This window comes from Bradyrhizobium sp. ISRA464, from assembly GCF_029910095.1.
In the GTDB taxonomy this organism is placed as follows: Bacteria; Pseudomonadota; Alphaproteobacteria; order Rhizobiales; family Xanthobacteraceae; genus Bradyrhizobium.
In genome coordinates, this window is the sequence record NZ_CP094526.1 from 6,753,632 (window position 1) to 6,774,389 (window position 20,758).

Genomic DNA, 20,758 nt, shown 5'->3' on the forward strand with positions numbered 1-20,758 from the left:
ACGTGACCGACAACGTTGCGAAATCCAGAACGCCAGCGCCGTTCGCCCCGATGAATCCGGTCTGGCGCGGCGCCAGCAAGCGGCTATTGAATGACGCTTCAGTGCAGGAGTCAGGGCGCAGCCGAATTGGAAGTCGATCTGCCGCTGGCCACGCACGCGAACGACCTCCTATGTCAGCGCATCAGCAGCGTCCATGATGGCTGCGTATATTGTGTCGAGGTCCGGCTTCGTGACGCAGTATGGCGGCATCACGTAGATCGTGTTGCCGAGCGGCCGCAACAGCAGGCTTCGCTCCTTGAAGAATGTCTGAAGCTTCGGACCGATATCGGCGAGATAGCCAGCGTCGCTCGTTTTCAGATCAACTGCGGTAATGGTGCCGGTGCGACGGACGTTTTCAAAGCGCGAGTCGGCGCGGAATGGCTCGATTGCCTGCTCTTGCATCATCGACATCGCCGCCACCCGCTGGCGAGCTTCCTCATTTCGCCATAGGTCCAGGTTGGCCTTCGCGGCAGCGCAGGCCACGGGATTTGCGGTATATGAGCTCGAATGAAAAAACGTGCGCGTACGGTCTTTCGAATAATGCGCCTCAAAAATATCGCCGCGGCAAAGTGTCACCGCGAGTGGAAGCGCACCTCCCGTGATGCCCTTCGAATAGCAGACGATATCAGGCGTGACGTTGGCCTGCTCGCAGGCGAATAGTGTTCCGGTGCGCCCCCAGCCGGTCATCACCTCGTCGGAAATGAAGAGAACATTAGATGCTTCGCAGATCCGCTTCATCTCCTTGAGCACCCAGGCTGGGTACATCAGCATCCCGCCGGCACCCAATATAAGAGGCTCGACAATGAATGCTGCGGGTCTTTCATTTCGACAAGCGAACTCGAGCGCATCGAGCGTCGCCTGTTCGCAACCTTTCACCGGAAACGGAACCGAGGTCACGTCGAACAGCAGAGGCTCGTAGGCCGCGTTGAATACGCTCCGGCCACCTACGGACATCGCCCCGACCGTATCGCCGTGATAGGAATGCTGCATCATGACAATGCGTGTTCGCTGTTTGCCTATGTTATGCCAGTAGCCGAGCGCCATCTTTAATGCCACTTCTACACTGGCTGAGCCACTGTCGGAGAAGAAGACATGATCGAGACCGGGCGGCGCGAGCTTTAGCAGCTGCGCTGCGACCTCTTCGGCCGGATCATGGGTGTACCCGGCGAAGATGATCTGGTTGAGCTTGCCAACCTGCTCCTGGATTGCGCCAACGATATGTGGATGGCAGTGCCCATGGGTTACGACCCACCAGGAGGAGATGGCATCAATGATGCGGCGCCCGTCTGCGGTGTAAAGATAAGCCCCCTCGCCGCGTACGATCCTTGTCATCTCGTCTTGATGCGCGTGTTGCGTAAACGGATGCCAGATCGGCGACCTCTTCCTTGGTATCATGGCGCGAAATCATCTCGACGAAACGAGGCATTAAACGCGGCCTGCAGCGTCTCTGACGACAGAGGCGCAATCAGGGGTAGCCGCCCCAACCAACGTACCCGGCCAATCTCGCATATCGCCCTTACAGCTTCCGAGTTCTTTTCGCCAATGAAAGCTATTCCGAGAATGTCGATCTGACGCTTTCGCAGGGCCTCTATCGAGAGCAGCGAGTGATTAATCGTTCCCAGCGCAGTGCTCGCGCAGAGCACGACTGGAAGCCGCCATCGCTCAAAAATATCAATGTAGAGTGTGCCGCCACTCAGCGGCACCATGAGCCCGCCGGCTCCCTCGATCACGAGCGGACGCCCTCCGGTGTCCGGCACATCAAGCGTGTCCGTGTTGATGCGAACTTCGTCGAGCTCCGCAGAAAGGTGCGGCGAAGCGGGCGTTCGCAGGCGGTAGAGCTCCGGCACGATGCGATCGGACGCAAGACCGCCAAGCCGCGCGACGACCTCGGTATCGGTCTCTCCTTCAAGGCCAGCCTGAATCGGCTTCCAATAATTCGCATCGAGAAGATTGGCGAGCCCCGCGCAGAAAACCGTCTTTCCAACCCCGGTATCTGTGCCAGTCACCACAATTCGCTGCTGCCTCATTGACTATCACCTCTTGTCTCCTCGACCAGAGCGGTCGAGCATCGTACTCACGTCATCCGCTACGGCATTCTGCGCCCGTGAAATTCGCGAACGGATGCCACTTTGCAGGAACTGTCACTGCCTTGTGGAGGATCGGGGGCCGGTCCAAGGTGATCAGCGCCAGCGCAGAACCGAGCAAACGGCGCTCGGCGCGCTTATAACGGCGTTCCGGATCGCCTCATTTCAACGGTGGCCGCGCAATCGTCATACAGGCGGCCCATCGCCTTCGCTCCATCCTTGAACCAGAGGATCTTGCTCGAATGCCAACAGACGGGTTAAACGCATAGAAGGTCAAGGCACGGCGCATCGCGGCCGCTCTCATGAGTTGAATTTCAAGCGTTGTGACAGGTTGAGATTGCCGTGGGCAGGCAAACATTGTCCGGATCGGACGAATGCGCATGTGCGCTGCAGGATGTCTCCTAATTGACGCAGAACGGTACGCTTTGAACGGCGGTGACGTGTTGGGTGGTCGAGTTCATTTCGTCCAGCGCCGTCGAAAAGAGCTGCATCATCAACCTGGAGACTATTCACTGACACATCCGGCTCGGCCGTTCAAAGCGAATGGTGCGGACAGCGCCAGCGTCGGTAACTTGTCTAACACACGAGCGCCGGTCTTCGGTGTCCGGCCACATCGAGCAACGTCCGTGTCGTTCGCGAACGCCCGCAAAATTGCCAGGATAATTGAGCGAGGCAGGCATTCGAAGACCATAAAATTCGGCCAAGATTCGACCGGGTGCCCGATTGTCCGGCGGCCCGGAAAGTTCGATCTCGATCTCATCATCGGGCTCGGCCAGCATCGGCCTCTTGATAGCTCGCGACCAAAAGATGCCGACACAAGAAGCCGTTTGTCCGATCCTTCACCTGTCACCATGACCCCGACCTGATAACGCGTCATCTCTCGTCTCCTCGAATAGAGCATCGAGCATTGAACGCACGTCATCCTGCCCCGCATTGAGTGTCAGCGAAATGCGTAAACGGGCTGTTCCTGCCGGCACGGTTGGTGGCCGGATTGCGCGGACGTCGAAGCCGCGAGCCTGTAGCGCAGAGGCAAGATTCATTGCACCTGCGTTGTTGCCAACGATGTATGGCACGATCTGCGAGATCGATGAACTTTCCCAACCGCGCACAGCCAACTGTCGATGAGTGAACGCGACCAGCTCGGCCAGGCGTTGCTGACGCTCGGGCTCCTCCTGCAGGATCAAGAGTGCCTCGCGTACGGCGACGGCCATCAGCGGTGAGGGCGCGGTGGCGAAAATGAACGGACGGCAGCGATTGACCATGAAGTCGCGCAGCACACCGGAGGCGGTAACAAGCGCTCCGGCAGCACCGAGCGCCTTGCCGCAGGTGTGGACGACCAGGAGATTTTCGAGCGTCCCGTAAGGCGCGGTGAGCCCTCGTCCCTGCTCGCCGTAGACGCCCGTCGCATGAGCCTCGTCCACCATCAGGAATGCGTCGTACCGGTCTGCGAGCGCGACCAGGTCTTCCAGCGGAGCGAAATCGCCGTCCATGCTGTAGAGGCTTTCGACCACAATCCATACGCGGCCTGTTCCGCCTTTCGCACGCCAATCGCGTATCGCGTTTTCGACCGATTCAGGGTCGTTGTGAGCGCTTATGCGGAAATCGGCCCGCCCTGCCCGCGCGCCCTCATGAATACTCGCGTGCACAAGGCAATCGAGAACGAGCAAATCGCCTCGTTGCGGCAACGTCGTCAAGACGGCAAAATTTGCAACGTAACCGCCGCCAAAGAACAGCGCAGTCTCTGCGCCGAAGAACTGCGCTGCTTCGGCCTCAAGTCTTTCGTGCTCCTCGCAATTGCCGCGCAGCAGCCGCGACCCGCCGGCTCCGATCGGCGTGCCGGTCTCGAGAGCAGCCAGGACGGCCTTTTTCATGCTCGGCGCGCTCGCGAGCGCAAGATAATCGTTCGACGCAAAATCGATGCCCGCGCGCGGTTTGAGGCCGCGCAACCGATCGTCTTCTTTTAAGGCGCGCAGGGCCGCGACATAGTCGGTCACCTTCGCGGCGTGGATCGAGTTCATCGTTGACTTCCTAACGTCGTCAGCTGGCCATATACGTCTCAATTGGCAGACGAAGACCAAGCGGTCCCAACATTGGCCTCGTTCATTTCAGCCCCGCAGAATACGATTTTCTCGATCAACCAGCACAACGCGAGGCTTGAACTCCTTGGCTTCCGCCTTCTCGAAAGAGGCATATGCAACGATGATCACCTTGTCGCCAGTCATCGCCAGCCGCGCGGCTGCACCGTTCAGACCTATGGTGCCCGATCCTTCCGGCGCCTCAATGACGTAGGTGGCGAACCGTGCTCCGGTTTCGATGTTGTAGATTTCGACGCGCTCGTTGACCAGAAATCCCGCCGCATCCAATAGCGCGCGATCGATCGATATCGAGCCCTCATAGTGCAGATCGGCCTGCGTGACCGAGGCGCGATGGATTTTGCCTTTCATCAACGTGACTTGCATGGCTCACCTTTGCTGGAGTTTGCGCGCAATGCGCTCACTGCTCTGTTTCACTTGGCTGAGGACTTGATGCCGAGCCGACCGAGCAAGTTTGCATCGCAATCGGCTTGCGGGTTTTTGGTGGTCAGAAGTACGTCACCAATGAAGATCGAATTCGCGCCAGCCAAAAAACACAGCGCCTGGGCCTCGTCGGTCATGTATTGTCGTCCGGCGGAGAGCCGCACCACGCTCTTTGGCATCATGATCCTGGCGGTTGCAACCAGCCGCGCAAATGCGATCGGATCGGGACGCGCCGCGGTGTCGTTCACTGGCACGCCCTTGACTTCGTTCCACAGATTGATCGGCACGCTTTCCGGGTGCTTTTCGAGATTGGCGAGCATGACGAGCATGCCCAGTCGGTCCGCGGTGCACTCGCCCATCCCGACAATGCCGCCGCTGCACAGCTTGAGACCGGCCCTGCGGGCATGTCCAAGCGTGTCGATGCGGTCCTGCAGGGCGCGGGTCGAGATGATCTTGCCGTAGAATTCGGCTGAAGTGTCGACGTTATGATTGTAGAAGTCGAGCCCGGCGTTGGCGAGTTGTGTCGCTTGCTTGAATGTCAGCATACCAAGTGTGGCACAGGTTTCCATGCCAAGATCTTTAACCGCACTCACCATGTCGCAGACAGTATCGAGATCGCGGCCTTTCGGACTGCGCCAGGCTGCGGCCATGCAGAAGCGGGCGGCGCCAGCAGCCTTGGCGCGCTGCGCGGCGGCAACCACATTTGCGCGATCCATCAGGCGCGTGGCTTTCAGGCCCGTTTCGTAATGTGCGCTCTGCGAGCAGTAGCCGCAGTCCTCCGGACAGCCGCCGGTCTTGATGCTGAGCAGGCTTGCCGTTTCGATGTGGTTTGGATCGAAGTTCTCGCGATGGACGCACTGCGCCTGAAACATCAGGTCGGAAAACGGCAGGTCATGGAGCGCTGCGGCCTCCGCTAGTTCCCAATCACTTCGGATCGATGCGCGGCTCGCGCCATCGTTCCGCTCGCCCTCCACAGCCGCGTCCATCTTGATTTTCCCACCCTCGACGGATCATAGATAATAACCGATATTATCTATGATGTGATTGATTACGGGATGCTAGCCTAGGCCAGATGCGAATGCATTCGTTTTTATGATAGATAATCTATGATGAACGGAGAGAACGCAACCATGACTGGCCGCATTGCGCAAGCAATCGGCGAGCGCATCATCAACGGCGCGCTGCAGCCAGACGCCCCGCTCCGGCAGGATCACATCGCGCGGGAATTCAACTCAAGCCACGTTCCGGTGCGCGAGGCCTTTCGACAATTGGAGGCGCAGTACCTTGTCGTAGCTCAGCCTCGTCGCGGGGTCCGGGTTGCGCCACTCGACACCAATTCAGTGAGGGAAATCGCCGAGATGCGCGCCGCGCTCGAAGTGGTCGCGTTGCGCAATGCGGCCCCAAAGCTCACGTCTCACCATTTGGCACGCATCGAGCTCGCTCTGATCGAGGGGGAAAATGCGCAGACCATTCAGGAATTTGAGGCTACCAACCGCGCCTTTCATCAGGCCCTCGTCGCGCCCTGCGCAATGCCCCGCCTGCTCGCCAGTCTCGACGGACTGCAGCTTGCAAATTCTCGATTGGTGTTCGCGATGGCCCGCACGAGCGGCTGGCGACCGCGGCCCAGTCAGGATCACCGCCTAATTCTGCAAGCGCTGCGAGCGCGCAATATCGATCAAGCCTGCCGCCTGCTCGCGCGTCACATTCAAACGATTGAGCGCCTTGCCCTTCCGGCCTCCTGACGAAATAAGGTCGTTGCAAGTACCAAGGCAGACTGCGGGCAACATCGCTAGCGCCAAGCCCTTGAGCGGTCTAGCGCGGTCCCTATGGCTGCGGCCATTGCGGCGGCCCGGCTCTCAAGATAGTTATGCGGCCTCCTTGCGGCATCACTCCTCCTTTAGGGCTTCCATGATTCGTCACATCGTCTTGTTCTCCGCGAAGGATAGGGCCCATATCGAGCAAATCATCGAAGGCCTATCGCTTCTCACTACAATCCCACATGCGCGCCGGCTTGAGGTTGCACGTAACCGCAAGAGCGATGCCCTCGGCAACGATATCGATGTCGTGGTTTACGGTGAGTTCGACAACGAGACGGAACTCGCGGCCTACAAAGCGCATCATCTGTACCAGGAATCAATCAGGCGGGTGCGACCACTCCGTGAGCTGCGGTTTGCCGCGGACTACGATGTATCGACCAATGCGCGCCCGGCTTCGACGCCGACATGAGCTAAGTGACTGCACGCATCGGTCCGCTGGCAGTCAGCCGGGTCCACCGGCGGGAATAGTTTGAAACCGGTCTCGATGGCTTGCAAGTCGCGGACGATGGTCACCGTCGCGCAAGACCACCCAATGGGAGACCTCTCGCAGCGCTCCACTCGTTGGTCATTGACGGCAACTGCGGTGAATCGAGCCTGCCGCAGCAATGCGACGTCTCGAGCAATCGCCTGATCTTGCGTTTCTCGATAGCGCAGCAAGGCATGAGCTGCTCGGCGGCTACTCATATCCGGCCTGCAAGCCGTTCTGAACCTACATGGTTGCGGACGGAGGGCGGTTGCAACGGAGATGCTATCGAGGACGATTCATGGAGAGTTCTTTGCTCGCCAAGTATCCGTAAGAGCATTGACCGATTTGCTTCTGTTCCAGAGATGCCTGCAGGCTTTTTTGCCTGTCATCTGAACAGGACGTCAGAACGACTTGCCGATCCCGGCAATCGCCCGTCAGCGCTTGTCTCAATCAATCCTGCGCATCTATGGGCTGGTCGTCAGCTTCGAGGCCATCATGATTGCGCAGGATTGTTTCCGCCGGACGGCCCGAACAGGACGCTGCACGGCGGAGCCAGCGTTGGCGTAGTCGCGCCGACGGCAGCTCGCCCCGCTAGCCCGAGCTCGCCGCAGAATAGGGGCTCCAGCTCAACCGACCCGTGGCATTCGAACTTTCAGCCGGCAAAACTAATTGCAGCGTTCCAACACGTCGTCGACCTCGATTCTGGCAGGCGACGTCTTCCAGGTGAACGCTGGGCAGCACTCTTTGCGCACAGCTGTCGACCTCATTGGATCAGCTTGCCTTCTACTGCGGGCTGCCGTCGTCGAATCCAGCGCGCTTTGCAGCGCTGCTGGGCCAGGGCAAGCTGACAATTGCATCGCCGGAACGATTCCTGAGACTCGACGGACGACGCATGGAAGCGCGCTCCGTCAAGGGCACGATCGCACATTCTGGAACTCCAAGGCAAACCGACGCCGTGCTAAAATCCCGCTTCCGTCCGAAAAGGACAGTGGCCGATCGTTGACCCGCTGCGCAACGATCTATCCGCCGTTACACTGGCGGCGGTTGATGGAAGTTCCTTGCGCTGTGCCACCTCGAATCCTGTGCGTCGGCGAACCACTTCGGCTCGATGGTCAGGCGCCGCACTGCAGCAGACCAAGACGCAGAGTGCTCTGAGCTTCGCTTCCGGACAGTTCCGCGAACTGGAGCGTCAACGATGCGATTGATGGGAATCATTGCGGATATCGAACGAGCGGCGCGAGACGTATATTGCGGCATGATCGGCTTCACGGGTTGAATGGGCTCATGGGTAGGAACATTGCGATCCGCAGTATGATGATCGACAATGACCTGGCCGCGCTGCATGCACGCCGCGGGATAATGGCGATGCCTGGTCGGGAGGCCGAATATGAAGAGGCGCTCGCAAAGGCACAGCGAATCGTTGACGCTTTCGCGTCTCAACATTTGGTGCATTTTGATCGTCATCATCGATAACTACGACTCCTTCGTCTTCAATATTGCCCGCCATGTCCGTAAGCTCGGGGAAGAGGCGCAAGTGATCCGAAATGACGCGGTCACCGTCGGCGACGTCCTCGGCCTCAAGCCACAGGCAGTCGTCATCTCGCCCGGTCCCCGCACGCCTATGGAGGCTGGGATATCCACCGCCGTGGTCCGCGAGCTCTCCGGTCGCGTCCCAATTCTCGGGATCTGCCTCGGGCACCAGTGCGTTGGAAGCGCTTTCGGCGGGCGCGTGGCGCGCGCGCGTCGCCCCATGCATGGCCGGCCCTCGTGCATAACCCATGACGGCCGGGGGCTGTTTAAGGGATTACAGTCTCCGCTTTGCGTCGGGCGCTACCATTCTCTGATCGTCGAACTCACTGAGCCATGCGCGCAGGATCTCATGGTGACAGCCCGTTCAGCTGAAGGTGAGATCATGGCTTTGGCCCATCGCCATCAACCAACCTATGGCGTACAGTTTCATCCGGAATCGATACTGACCCAAGGAGGAGACGAGCTCCTTGCGAACTTCCTGCAATTGGCAAGAACTTTCGGCAGCGCGACAGTCGAAAAGGTCACGCCAGCCCAAACCTGAGAAACCAGACCGGGAGATGCTGTATGGCGCGACAATCAATCAGGATGAGAGCGAAGTCTCACTCTGTTCGCCACCGCGCAATGCTGATCGCTTAATGCGCGCTGAGCTGTGGTTAATCGCGCGTGCGAGACAGGCGCAGCACGTATCGGGGATACGCGCGCGACGGGGCGGGGATCACGCGTCTAGTACACGGAATCAGAGCTGAGTGATACGGCGTCCTTTGAAACGGCGTTGATGGACCTTTTTCTTGGTCCAGACGAAGGGTTCGTATCTGTCGTTCTACGCGTTGACGTAGGCATCGATGTGATCCTGCAGCTGCTTGAGGCTTGCGAAGGAGGTGTCGCTGAGCGACTGCCCCTGCAAGATCGAAAACCACACCTCGACCTGATTGAACCAGGACACTCTTGTCGCCGTGAAATGTAATTGCACGTTGGGTGGGCCTTGCCAGTCCTCGCTCTTCTTGTGGGTGTTGAGGTTGTCGAGGATGACGTGAAGCTTCCGGTTCGGAAAAGCCGCGGTGAGGCTGTTCATGAAATCGAGAAATTCGACGCGGCGCCGGCGTTTTGAATGCGTCGCGATGATCTTTCCGGTGGCGACTTCGAGCGCGGCGATTAATGTTGTCGTGCCATGCCGCTTGTAATCGTGGCTCTGGTCGGTCAAGGCGTGGCCAAGAACGCGTTAGGTTTTCTTCGCAGCTTTGGCCATTGGCTCTTCCCAAACAATAAAGGGACGATGGCTTTCGGCTCAACGAGGAGTCGCTGAGCGATGTTGCGCGCAAGTTCATCGGGACGGGCAGCGCTCATTTGCACCGCCCGCCCCATTGCCAAGGTCGCAGAGTCGCTGGAGCAAGCTGCCGTCCAATAACAACCCCGCTATCAGAGCTATCTGGACGGGCTCCTAGTGTCGAGTGTTCCTCGGCGTCTACATTCGTGGATAATGGATGAGCCGAACGTCGTTGGGCCCTTCCGGACCCAAGAGGGCGGTATAGCGCTCGCCGCGAATGTCATATTGTTTTTCCGGCTGCGCCGCGTCCGGCAAGAGGCCCCAGCGGCCGAGCTTCGAAATCATCGTGGGCGGGGCGGGTTGGGTGCCGTGCGAAAAGCCCTCGGGAACGGCCCATGATGCTGCATAAATCTCGCGGACCGCGGGGGACGTCCTCTCAGCCCTGGAGGACGCCGGGGCGGCTTGCTCCGTCGACCGTCCAAGCCGCGCTGGCGAGGCCGGATTCGCCGGCCGCGCGCTAGGCTGCGGAACGCTTTCCAATCGAGATCCGCGACGAATGGCAGCGCCTGGCGGATTGAGTGGGGTGCTTCGCCTCATCGCCGCCGCGGGCACGAACAGCGCGGTGTAGCGGTCAGTGTGAACCAGGAAACTGTTGGGTCGGCTGTCCTGGCTCGGCGGAATGCTGCTACCGTCAGGCGCAGCCAACACGTGCTGGTCGCCTTGCCGGAAGTTGAAGGGACGAACGACGGCTCCTGAATCCAGGGTCTGCTGATGGCGCGCGGTTGGCTCGAGAGACGATGATGGGCCGACGTCTTCCACCATCGCCCACAGCTGATCCTGATCGTAACCTTCCTCAGGAAGGACCAATGGCGAATCGACCGCTGGCCCGAAAGGCGACGGTGCGCCTGCGCTTTCCATCAGCACACGAGCTATTGAATTGCCCGGCTCGCTCAGCTGGCGCTCAATAGCATCCAGTTCCGCATGGCCTAGCGTCCTCTGCCTCTTCGCAGGACACAACTGCCGGCTGTAATCCTCACCCACGCGAGCCGCGTGACTTGAAAGGGGGAGGCTCCCGGTCAGCTCGTTGTGAGCCGGCTGGGAACCGTAGCTCCAGTTGGAGTGACGAACGGCTTCTCCGGGATCCGGTGTTTGGTGATCGCGCGCGGCTGGCTTGAGAGACGATGCTAGGATGACTTCGCCCGTTATAGCTCGCGGCGGATCCTGATCGTGACCTTCGGCAGTCATCTCCTTAGGCCAGTTCAAAGCTTCACGCGACGCGCTGCGCTGAGAAGCGGCGTCCCCAACGCGTCTAGTGACTGCGTCCGGGGGATGAGGACCGCGTGCAGTATGGTCCCCAAGTTCCGACGCCTCGGTGAATCTACGGTCTTCATCAGACAGATGAGGATTGTAGCGATCTGGAGAAACGGGAATCCCGTCGACGGCAGTGGTATCAAGCTGCGGCACTTCATCCAAGTACGGCTCAAACTCCGCTTGCTGCTGTTGCGGTTGTGGCACCGCGGCGTTGTAAGCAGCAAAGTCTCGGTCGAATGGGTTGATGCTGTTAAACGGGTCCATGTCCCCTCTCGGTTTGAGTCGGTTCGCAATCCTGAGCAGATAGGGTCGCTCTCTGGTTCTCGCTCTATCGGGATTAGCTGTCGACAAGCTGACGCGCTTAAGTGAGCCAAGTTGGCCAGTCCGACGCGCCTGCCGGATTGCCTATTTAAGGAAACACTGACCGGTTAAGTCGGAGCCGGCACGAGCAGCTTCTATTGGTGGAATACCAGCATGGGGCCTGCAAGATCGTCCCAAAATAAAGGGTACTGGGAAGCGTTCTGGACGATGCGGTCCCGATGGCGGCCAACTGAGACGGACCTCTTCGTTGAAGGCATGCCGGCCGCTTGGTTGGGCTAGGCCGGTGCCCACCGGTTAGGCTCGCTCCTGCTGGAAGTAGCTGGGGAACACAAAGCGCCGGAGCAGGTGCTCGGCAGATTATGTGCCGATTGCGCGCAGCATTCTTCGCTTCCGTCACTTCTCTGCCGCGATACTTTGCTAGCTGTGGCTTCGTTCCGAGGCTCTGCGCGACTTCCAGCCCGTAAAAAGGATGGGGCAGCACGGCTGCGAGCACACTCCCAGCGGCTGCTAAACTATTTGGCAGATGAGTTACACAGCCGCAACGTCATCCCATGACCCATCAGGCACGCGAATGCGCCGGATTACCTGGCGTACGCAGTTCGTGGGACGCTCTCCCGCAGCGTGGCTAGCCGACCGGGAAGCCCCCCCGAAAAGTTGGCGGCCGCATGCTTTCCTCATTTGTCAGCTTCTCGAAAGCCGCACCTGCCAAGATCAAACCGAACGATCCGCGCGCGAGGGGAGCAGATGAACATCGATCCACAGAACACAATAGAACGCTTGACCCAGCAGCAGCGGACGCAGCAAGAGCCGGGCAGACTAAGCCTACAAACCAGCTCACTAGCATACCCGTCCCCGGATCAAGCGGACTTTGAGCAGCAGCTGAGTGAACTGCGCTCAACATCAGATTCAGCTGCCGCTTCCATGGATTTCCGGATTGGATCACCCTCGACCATGACGACGGGCAATCGGAGAGCGAGCGCCATCCGGGAAAGCGAGCGCTGCCCGGCCGCATCCTTTGTGAGAGGGCGCGCCGAACTTGCGGCATCGCTGGCCGGAGCGAGCGTTAAGGCGCTGAAGAACGAGATCAAACTCGCTGCGCAGCGAGCAACACAGTGGCCACGAACCACCGGATCTTCTGCCGGCAGTGTCGACGGCAAGCGCATTTTCGACGATGTGGTGGCATCATCATATCTGTCGCTGCACCGTTTTCAGAACGAGAACATCGATTGTGAGCCGATTCTAGACGAAAAGGTGAGTGCCATCGCGCATGTGCGTTCCCTAGCGGGTTTGCGTGCTCAGGCTAGCCCGCATGTTTATAAGGCTGCTATCTGCTCGGACGACGAAAGAGAGGACGAAATTGATATGGCGCGCCTCGCGGCATGGCACACGAAAGGCCTTACAGAGAGTGCTTTTGTGTCATTGTGCCAGACCCCCTCGCGACTGCTCCTTTCAAAGGACCATAGCGAGAATGGCGCGAACGCAATTGCAAAAAACGCTAAGAAGCTGCACACTTATACGGTACCAAGCGTCACCGCCTGGCCGATCAAAAAGATCAACGATATTCTAGAGCGTGGGCATGCTCCCGGAGATGAGGAGTTGCGAGATTGGTTAGGGGTAATACCGAGCGAGGAGACCGAGGTCTTGTTTCTGGGCGGCAATCTAGCTGATTATTGGACAGCCAGCGTGGATAATCCGAATACGGCTCGCGCACCGCAAGATCATACACCGATCAAGAAGGTAAGAATCAACTCCGATACGCCCGAGATGGTGACCGACTCTCGAACTCATTCGCCATCGGATTCCGGCCACTGACCTTCGCAGTCCAGGCGAGCTATCGACTATTGCCGAATCGGCCGGGACTGGCGCGCCCGCTTTCAGCTATTTGGAAGTCGAGCGTGCCGGGCGCATGCGCGTCCGGTCCGAAGGTGCGATCGAGTTTGGCCGTGATGATGAGGTCGCTGCCTAGGTTAGGCCATCCGCGTATTCTAGGTCGCGATGATCTTTCCGGTGGCGACTTCGAGCGCGGCAAATAATGTTGTCGTGCCATGCACGCTTGTAATCGTGGCTCTGGCCGATCAAGGCGCGGTCATCGAACAACTTCAGATAACCCTGCGCTCGCTCCAAAGCCTGGATCGAGGGCTTCTCGACCACGCACAGCACAATGGCGTTCGCGGGCGGGGCAACATAGGGCCGACAACATCGGCGGCTTTGGCCGTAAAGTTCGGGTCGTTGCTCTCACATGAGGGCTTGCGAGTCGACAAGTCAACCTGGTGGCTGCGCACAAACCGCCAGACATATTGGACGTCAACATCCCCTGGCGCCTCGGCCAGCAGAGCGCCGGTCCAGCGCGCAAACTTTGCGGGGCTAGCTTGTCCGACAGCTTCAGAATTCGCTTGTCGGTCGTCTTCGTATAGATCGGCTGCTTGTCAGACCGCGGCATGTCCTTCAGACCTTCAAGGCCATGGTCGGCATAGCGATGCCGCCAAAGGTTAACGATCCGTGTTTGGATCCAACTTCCTTGTCGATCGACCGCGTGCTGCGCTCGGCCGGCGCCAAAAGAACTATCCGCACCCACTCCAAATCGGCCTGGAACGTCACTGGCGAATGACAGCACGCCACAAGCACCTTGCGATCTCCCTCGAAAGGTGGACTTCTCTCGCTTTGGGTATCATCCATATCTTGAATCACGACTCACGATCCAAGAAAAGTGGGTACTAGCGATGAAGAACGCTACTACCGGGCATTCGAAAGTTGCTTCAGAAGCACATCTTGATCGCGCGAAAGCGTGATCCTGTGGCGAGAACATCACCAACGCCCCAATGCTCGGAAGCACTCCGATAGCTGATCCCGCAATCGATGATGCGACATCTTGGACGGCCGAAAGGCCGTTGAACATCGTCCAGTCCCGGCGTGCCATGCGGGCGGCTGGGCGTGCCGCACTAGCGATCTATCAGTCCGATCTGAATGGCTTTGGCGCGCATCGAGACCGCCGTATAGTGCTGCGCCGCCTTGATGGACTTGCGTCGCTCCGGGTCGTTCTTCGCTATATCAGGATCGGCCAAGAGCCGCTGGAGGCGAGCCCTGCGCCACGCCTGCACGCGACGGAGGCGCCGAAGAATCGCGGATCTCTCTACCCTCTCGACGCGTTCAAGCCTGCTCGCCATGCTCTTCTCTCTTCAAGGTTGTGATGCTATCCAACTCGGCAGGCCAGGGGAAGAGTGTCCCGTGCTCCTACGGGCCGGTCGCCTAGAACGCCACTCCTGCTGCTATCGCTCGCCTAGAATTTGTGCATTGGTTGCAGTCGCACAGGAGGTACCGGGCGTTTCGTTTTCGGCGCGCTTCGAAAGCTACGCAGAGCCGATACATCGATGCTGGGCACGGCAGTTCCTCGCTTTTGCGTCGTTCGGCTGCGGCACCTGTGCTTGCAGCCACCCATCCTCGCTCCACAGCGCGCATGCCCAAGACGGCGATTTCTTCAAACTTTTCGAGGGCATCACCGCCGCCGGGCGAAACTTCTGGACATCCTCCTCAAAGACACGGGGAAGGCCGAAGTACAAGTTACTCTCTCGTTCTCTCTTAGTGTCATTCCGAGATAAGGCGGTCCGTTAGCACGCAACGCGCTTTGCGCCTTGCTCGAACAGCAGTGGTCGGACCATATGAACGTTCGCTGGATGGCCGAGAAGCCTCGCTGAGCTCCAACCAGGATGGGCGGCGACTCTGCTCAAGTCCTACGGAGAACAATTTCGTGCTCCAGACCTGCCGGTCCGATAGTGGCCGTGTAGTTCACGTCCCGAAGAGTTAGATTTTTGTTTGGGTCAGCCGCGGTTGGCACGTTGTGCAAGCGCATTCCTTCCTTGAGGTCTTCCGGCGCGCACTGGTCCCAGTGCTGCCAGCCCTGGGGAAGATACAGAGATAGAGCCGGCGGCGGACTGCGGTCGAAACCCGGCTGATCTGCCGAACCCAAATTGACGAACGGGGCGGAGTGATCCTCCAACGACGGCCGAAGCTCACCTGGAGGCAAGCTGAAGTCCTCTGGACCGACAAGGAAGGCGCGCGATGTGACGGGTTCATCTTCCAGCAATCACCGAAGCTCATCTGGGGCGGAACTGAAGTCCCCGGATCGACGCTGAAGAGTGGCGCCGCGGCGGGTTCATCACCTAGCAAGGACCGAAGCTCGCCTGGAGGGAACTGGGCCGGATCGAAGGTGAAGAGTTCAGGGTCGACGAGCGCCAACGACGCGGCCTCGCCACCTCGCCCTGGCTGACGCTCATCCCAGGCTGACCGAGACTGTCAATTGTGCGGGCTCATTATTTCCGCAATCGTTGACGCTTTGCCGGAGGGCCCATGAAGTCATTTCGAACATCCAGGATGAAGCCCGACTGCAGGGGGCCAACTTCGAGGCCGCGGCTCGCCGCATCTGCAGATTGGTCACGGAACTTACGAAGGTCATTCAACCCGGTGGGCAAATGCTGCCACGATTGTGTCCCGCCTTTACGTAAGCGCGCAATTCAGCGTCATCGAGCCCCGGACATCGACAGACCCTCAGAGCCAAGGCTATCTGGCCAGATGGTTGGCCTACCGAATGCCGAATCCACCTCCCCGCTCGCAAAAGCGGCACCGATCGCACGCTCGATCAACCTCCAGTCCGAGTTGGACAGATGCGGATAGCACCGACAGAGATCATCGGGCAGAAACGGGCGCCCGTTGGAAAGCCGCCTCCGGGCGTTTCGCTTGCTCCTCTTGCGCGACTGGCTGAGGCACGTGCGCCCAAGCCGTTATGTTGAAATTGCGCACACCCATCCCATCAGATCACCTGAAGAAGACGCAACGACCAAGCTTAGCTGCGAGGAGCTGACGAGCCCTATCCCGCCTCGAACCAAAGCGGCCCATGTAGGCCGCTTGCCGTCGACACGGACAGAACTGCAGGGCTGCTGCCTTTGGTGGTCTCAATCACCGGCCAGGCCAAGACTTGCCACGATTCCATTTTGAGGCTGCTCCCGAACGAGTGGGGTGGGCGGTGTCAGCCACCAAAGCAGGAATAGTAACGCAAGCCCATTTGAGACCATCGCAGTCGACAGTGGGACGTTCACGAGGACCTCTGCCGCTGCCGCCGACGACGCGGCAATAAACGGCGGCGACAGATGGCGGCTCGCAAGCGAACCGATCGACAAGATAGTACCGCAAATCAGCGCCGCCACCGGCGTCCATTGAAGCCCAACCGACGCAATTCCTTCCGTCGCCAGGAACGAGGCATTGAAGTTGCCAGCGCGGTAGACTTGCGCCATGACGGGTCCAAGCTCGCCGTATCGGCAGCCCATGAGGGCGCGCACCAATGAGATTTGGCAAAAGTTCGTCAGCGCGTGATCGTGAAAGAAATTCGCATAATGGTCTATGGCCAGTGCCGGAACACTGATCATGCGTAGATTGAAGACCCCAAACAAGTAATAAGGATCGTTCGGAGAATACAGCCGAACGAGCTCATATTGTGTGAGACCTATGACCATCGGAATTAGCAACGACAGGATCGTCGCGAGCCTTGGATTGAGCCGCGCGTAGAGCAAGAACACGATCGGCAGCCAAAGCGGCAGCAGCAATACGGTTTTATTGACAGCGATGGGATAGTACGCAGCCGTTAGGACAAGCACCAGGAACGCCGCAATCGGCTGCCTGCCGCTCGCAAACCAGGCGAACAGATACGGCAATATCCCCGAGATCACGATACCCGTCAGGTAGTTCAGCACAAGCGGGCGGGTGACCGAATTGCGGGCGGCGCCAAGCGGGCTGCCGAACGTGAGGCCATAAGAGGCATCCGCAGCGAGCACCAAGACCGCGATCGCTGCAAGCGCGAGCGCTATTCGGCGCGATGCATCCTCCGTGACGGCAGGCCGTGAAATCTCAAAATTCACGAACAGCAGCGGCGTCGCGGCACCGACGAGCGCTCCAAACATCGACCACCGCGCCAAGGCATGAGGATAGTCGAATCCGGAATAGAAGGAGAGCCAGACGTAACCGAGCACAGCCGACAGCAGAAAGAATGCGACGATGTAGCCGAACGAGAACCGCGCGACGGCAAAGGCTGGAATGAACAGCATCATTGCGCCCACTCCAACTAGCGTGTCCGGCGACATATTGTCTGACGGCCAAAATTGCATGTTGCGAAACGTCGCTCCGGCGACCATGAGCGAGACGATACTGACCACAAAGAAGACGAGCAGTGCGACTGCAATAATGAGGTCGTCTCGCTTCAACCTGGCTATGGTCTGTTTGAAATAACTGGCGCATTCCGCAGCTACTGAATGAGTATATGACAATCCCCAATCCCCTCTCGGGCCCCATCTGGTAATTTAGCAGACTATAGCCCCACCTTGAGCGTGATGGTGAAGAAGCTGACGCCACTCAACACGGCACTGGTGAAGAACTCCTGACTTGAGGGAAACTCCGTTGCTGCGGTTGTCGGCCGCGACTGACGCCAACAATCAAAGACGCGCTCCGTGTACGTTTCGTACAAACCTATTTCTTTTCTGGACGGCCAACTCAGCTAATATTCGCATGGACACCTTTGTGGCGTTGACTGGCCAGCATGAGACGGGTCGCGTAAAGTTGGCACCGGCGAGCGCGCTTAACGTTCAATCGTTGCTTGGCACATGCGCGCTGGTTCGTTCTTCTGTCCCGACGCCTGCAGAGGTTCTCTCTTTTCGGCCAAGCTTTCTGCAGATGCCTTCGCGACCAGAAGCTTGGTCATTTGAGAGAGGCAGATGTCCTCCTAGCGAGACAAGACAGGACTGCTGCTCTTTTCCGGGACGCGATCGAGGGGTTTGATGCACGATGAAGCCGGCGTCAGCAACAGTGATCTAGCGCGACTGCAGCCGCCAGCGCACTGCTCCACTCGTGCTCACTCGCCATTGCCTTCACTTTGTGAGGACCATTCATGAAATTATTCGACCTCATCGGCCTCGCACTTGGTGCATCCTTCGCGTTCTCCACAGCGGTGTTCGCGGAAGACATCACCATCGCCGTTGCGGGACCCATAACCGGCGGTGAGTCGGCCTTCGGCCGGCAAATGAAGAACGGCGCCGAAATGGCGGTCGCCGATATCAACGCATCTGGCGGCGTGCTCGGCAAGAAGCTCGTGCTCGACGTCGAGGACGATGCTTGCGATCCCAAGCAGGCACGCTCGGTGGCGGAAAAGGTCGCCGGAGCCAAGATCCCGTTCGTAGCCGGACATTTTTGCTCTTCATCCTCGATCCCAGCGTCGGACGCCTATGCCGACGGCGGCGTGTTGCAGATCACGCCGGCTTCGACCAATCCACTCTTGACTGACCGCAAGCTTTGGAACGTAGCGCGCGTCTGCGGGCGTGACGACCAGCAGGGTCTGGTTGCCGGCCGCTTCATCGCCAAGAACTTCAAGGGCAAGAATATCGCTATCCTCAATGACAAGACCACCTATGGCAAGGGACTTGCCGACGAGACTAAGAAGGCCCTTAACGCGGCCGGCATTACCGAAAAGCTGTACGAATCCTATAACAAGGGCGACAAGGACTTTAATGCGATCGTCTCGCGCCTGAAGCGAGACAATATCGATCTCGTCTATGTCGGCGGCTATCACCAGGAGGCAGGCCTCATCCTTCGTCAGATGCGCGATCAGGGGCTAAACACGACGCTGATGTCGGGCGACGCATTGGCCGACAAGGAATATGCCTCGATCACCGGCGCCGCCGGTGCGGGCACGCTCTTCACCTTCGGACCGGACCCACGCAAGAAGCCGACGGCGGCCGCGATTGTCGAGAAATTCAAGGCCAGGAACATCGATCCCGAAGGCTACACGCTCTACACTTATGCGGCGGTGCAAGTGTGGACTCAAGCCGTGGCCAAGGCCGGCACCATAGATCCAAGGAAGGTGATGGATACGATCAAAGCGAGCTCTTGGGACACCGTAATCGGCAATCTTGAATATGACGTCAAGGGCGACATCAAGCAGCTCGACTATGTCGTTTACAAATGGGACGATAAGGGCGGCTATGCCGAAGTGAACTCGAACGGTTCCTGACGCCGATAGGAAAATCCCTGACCACTATCAGTGGCATATTGTTTTGGAGCTCTCGTTGGCGCGACAGCAGCGCCTTCGGGCCCGACCGTGAGTGGGGCGCCTGAGGACAAAACGCGGGCCGAAACAAAGCTGAGCCATCTGAGGCTCGGCCTTCGACCAACCCTACGATCGCCTTGCGCCGGAAATCATTGCAAGGAAGGGCACCAAGATCGGTACAACCGGCGTTTGCGATCCAGCGGAGCTCTCTATGGTTGTCGGCGATCCGTTTGGCATCGACGGACGTCATTGGACCAAACGACGGCCCCCCTCCAGTTGATGGCACGTCAATCAGACGCGAGCGCTCCCTTTGCTTGGCTCGCAAGAGCTCTACGGTTGAAGACTTGCAGGTCCTTCCCGATAAATTTCGAAGCTTGCGCGGCAGCTTGATATCCAGGCTGGAACGTTTCCGCGTCGGGTAACAACGAAGTGAGACCCCGGCTCCAATCTCACGGCAATAGCGCTCCCAGGAGCCGGCCACATCGGTCAGAATACATTTCCACCGCTGCGATCGAATTGAGCGGTTCATAACCCACCGCTTTCACAGAACCACGGTAATTTAGCCTGACACAGATAGCGCTTATAAAAATATCGCTGCCAGAGTGCCAAGTGCGCCCAGTGCCAGCCCAACCAGCGAACCGATCGTCGGCACGTCCCGAAAGAGTAAGAACGAGAGAATCGGTTCCACCACGAGGATCGATCCCACCGATACTGCGACTATGATCCAAATATTCTTGAGATGCATGTAGCCGAGAGCATATCCGCAGACGAGCAAGATACCGCCCAGCATGATCAGCAGGAACATCGGAAGCAGCGTCGTCAGATTCCCGCCAGCTTTTCCGAACTCCTTTGAGGCGATCAACTCCGCGATAATCGAAAGGGCCTCTCCCAGGAAGATCGCTCCCACTGCCGCTACAATCTTCAACATTGAGCTCATCGCCTGAGCATACCGCAATGGGGAGGCAAAAAGGTACTCCCAACATTCGCACTTGGATTCCAATTGCGAGAGCTCGAATCGCGATCGCTTGAAAAGGGCCGACCCATGGCTCCGACTTAACCAGCGACGAATGCGAAGCGTTCGGAGCTGCAATCTTCCGGCCGTTGGACTAACCACCCTAAAGCGCGATGAGATGAGGTCGAACCGTCATCGCGCTTTAGCTTCTTGTTTGAGCATGATCTTTTCGGAAGGCCAGCTCCGGATCATGCTCTAGAAGCTCGACATAGTCGGCCTCTGTTCCGGTGTGGCGCGCCAACAAAGACTGCTTCAGCGCCGCCTTGGTCCTTCCTTGGCCCTCCGACGGTTATGATGAGCTTGGAGATCTACGCT

At 58.7% G+C, this 20,758-nt stretch carries 14 protein-coding genes and 2 pseudogenes; 6 read left to right on the top strand and 10 right to left on the bottom strand.

The genetic code is table 11. The features are described 5' to 3' along the window. Nucleotides 1-168: 168 nt before the first annotated feature. The 5 genes from MTX19_RS31440 to bioB form a co-directional block, all read right to left on the bottom strand. Complete coding sequence (locus MTX19_RS31440) at nucleotides 169-1,434, bottom strand: adenosylmethionine--8-amino-7-oxononanoate transaminase (protein ID WP_280980747.1); 1,266 nt, start codon at nucleotides 1,432-1,434, stop codon at nucleotides 169-171. Further along, complete coding sequence (bioD, locus tag MTX19_RS31445; protein WP_280980748.1) at nucleotides 1,431-2,066, bottom strand: dethiobiotin synthase; 636 nt, start codon at nucleotides 2,064-2,066, stop codon at nucleotides 1,431-1,433. Before bioD ends, MTX19_RS31440 begins: the two co-directional genes overlap by 4 nt. Before the next feature lie 896 nt (nucleotides 2,067-2,962). Continuing rightward, entirely contained in the window at nucleotides 2,963-4,141 is a 1,179-nt protein-coding gene (locus MTX19_RS31450) for an 8-amino-7-oxononanoate synthase (RefSeq protein ID WP_280985637.1), read from the bottom strand. An 87-nt stretch (nucleotides 4,142-4,228) separates the two neighbouring features. Beyond that, nucleotides 4,229-4,582: an aspartate 1-decarboxylase gene (panD, locus tag MTX19_RS31455; protein WP_280980750.1), complete on the bottom strand. Its 354-nt coding sequence runs from the start codon at nucleotides 4,580-4,582 to the stop codon at nucleotides 4,229-4,231. A gap of 47 nt (nucleotides 4,583-4,629) precedes the next feature. Continuing rightward, nucleotides 4,630-5,625 (bottom strand): biotin synthase BioB, encoded by a 996-nt coding sequence (gene bioB / locus MTX19_RS31460; protein WP_280980751.1) that lies wholly within the window; start codon nucleotides 5,623-5,625, stop codon nucleotides 4,630-4,632. Nucleotides 5,626-5,745: 120 nt separating this feature from the next. On the opposite strand from bioB, the gene MTX19_RS31465 reads away from it, so the two are divergent. The 4 genes from MTX19_RS31465 to MTX19_RS31475 all read left to right on the top strand — a co-directional run bounded on the left by MTX19_RS31465 (nucleotide 5,746) and on the right by MTX19_RS31475 (nucleotide 8,993). Next, nucleotides 5,746-6,381: a GntR family transcriptional regulator gene (locus tag MTX19_RS31465; protein WP_280980752.1), complete on the top strand. Its 636-nt coding sequence runs from the start codon at nucleotides 5,746-5,748 to the stop codon at nucleotides 6,379-6,381. Between the two features lie 166 nt (nucleotides 6,382-6,547). Further along, nucleotides 6,548-6,865 (top strand): Dabb family protein, encoded by a 318-nt coding sequence (locus MTX19_RS31470; protein ID WP_280973376.1) that lies wholly within the window; start codon nucleotides 6,548-6,550, stop codon nucleotides 6,863-6,865. An 823-nt stretch (nucleotides 6,866-7,688) separates the two neighbouring features. Continuing rightward, entirely contained in the window at nucleotides 7,689-7,925 is a 237-nt protein-coding gene (locus MTX19_RS39385) for a chorismate-binding protein (RefSeq protein WP_348638231.1), read from the top strand. Nucleotides 7,926-8,375: 450 nt separating this feature from the next. After that, a complete protein-coding gene (locus tag MTX19_RS31475) occupies nucleotides 8,376-8,993 on the top strand; it encodes an aminodeoxychorismate/anthranilate synthase component II (protein WP_280984935.1) in 618 nt (205 codons plus the stop codon). Nucleotides 8,994-9,188: 195 nt separating this feature from the next. Here MTX19_RS31475 and MTX19_RS31480 read toward each other — a convergent pair. Beyond that, a pseudogene (locus tag MTX19_RS31480) lies at nucleotides 9,189-9,656 on the bottom strand (IS630 family transposase); the annotation flags it as partial. A 258-nt stretch (nucleotides 9,657-9,914) separates the two neighbouring features. After that, nucleotides 9,915-11,291 carry a hypothetical protein gene (locus MTX19_RS31485; RefSeq protein ID WP_280985638.1) on the bottom strand — a complete coding sequence of 459 codons (1,377 nt, stop codon included), beginning with the start codon at nucleotides 11,289-11,291 and terminating at the stop codon, nucleotides 9,915-9,917. A gap of 801 nt (nucleotides 11,292-12,092) precedes the next feature. On the opposite strand from MTX19_RS31485, the gene MTX19_RS31490 reads away from it, so the two are divergent. Continuing rightward, nucleotides 12,093-13,160: a hypothetical protein gene (locus tag MTX19_RS31490; protein WP_280980754.1), complete on the top strand. Its 1,068-nt coding sequence runs from the start codon at nucleotides 12,093-12,095 to the stop codon at nucleotides 13,158-13,160. A 176-nt stretch (nucleotides 13,161-13,336) separates the two neighbouring features. Here MTX19_RS31490 and MTX19_RS31495 read toward each other — a convergent pair. Further along, nucleotides 13,337-14,020, bottom strand: a pseudogene (locus MTX19_RS31495) (IS630 family transposase); the annotation flags it as partial. Nucleotides 14,021-16,294: 2,274 nt separating this feature from the next. Then, nucleotides 16,295-17,659 carry a hypothetical protein gene (locus MTX19_RS31500; protein ID WP_280973380.1) on the bottom strand — a complete coding sequence of 455 codons (1,365 nt, stop codon included), beginning with the start codon at nucleotides 17,657-17,659 and terminating at the stop codon, nucleotides 16,295-16,297. Nucleotides 17,660-18,276: 617 nt separating this feature from the next. Here MTX19_RS31500 and MTX19_RS31505 point away from each other — a divergent pair. Beyond that, nucleotides 18,277-19,395: a branched-chain amino acid ABC transporter substrate-binding protein gene (locus tag MTX19_RS31505; RefSeq protein WP_280973381.1), complete on the top strand. Its 1,119-nt coding sequence runs from the start codon at nucleotides 18,277-18,279 to the stop codon at nucleotides 19,393-19,395. A 616-nt stretch (nucleotides 19,396-20,011) separates the two neighbouring features. Here the strand turns inward: MTX19_RS31505 and MTX19_RS31510 are convergent. Then, a complete protein-coding gene (locus MTX19_RS31510) occupies nucleotides 20,012-20,359 on the bottom strand; it encodes a hypothetical protein (RefSeq protein WP_280973382.1) in 348 nt (115 codons plus the stop codon). Nucleotides 20,360-20,758: the final 399 nt, after the last annotated feature.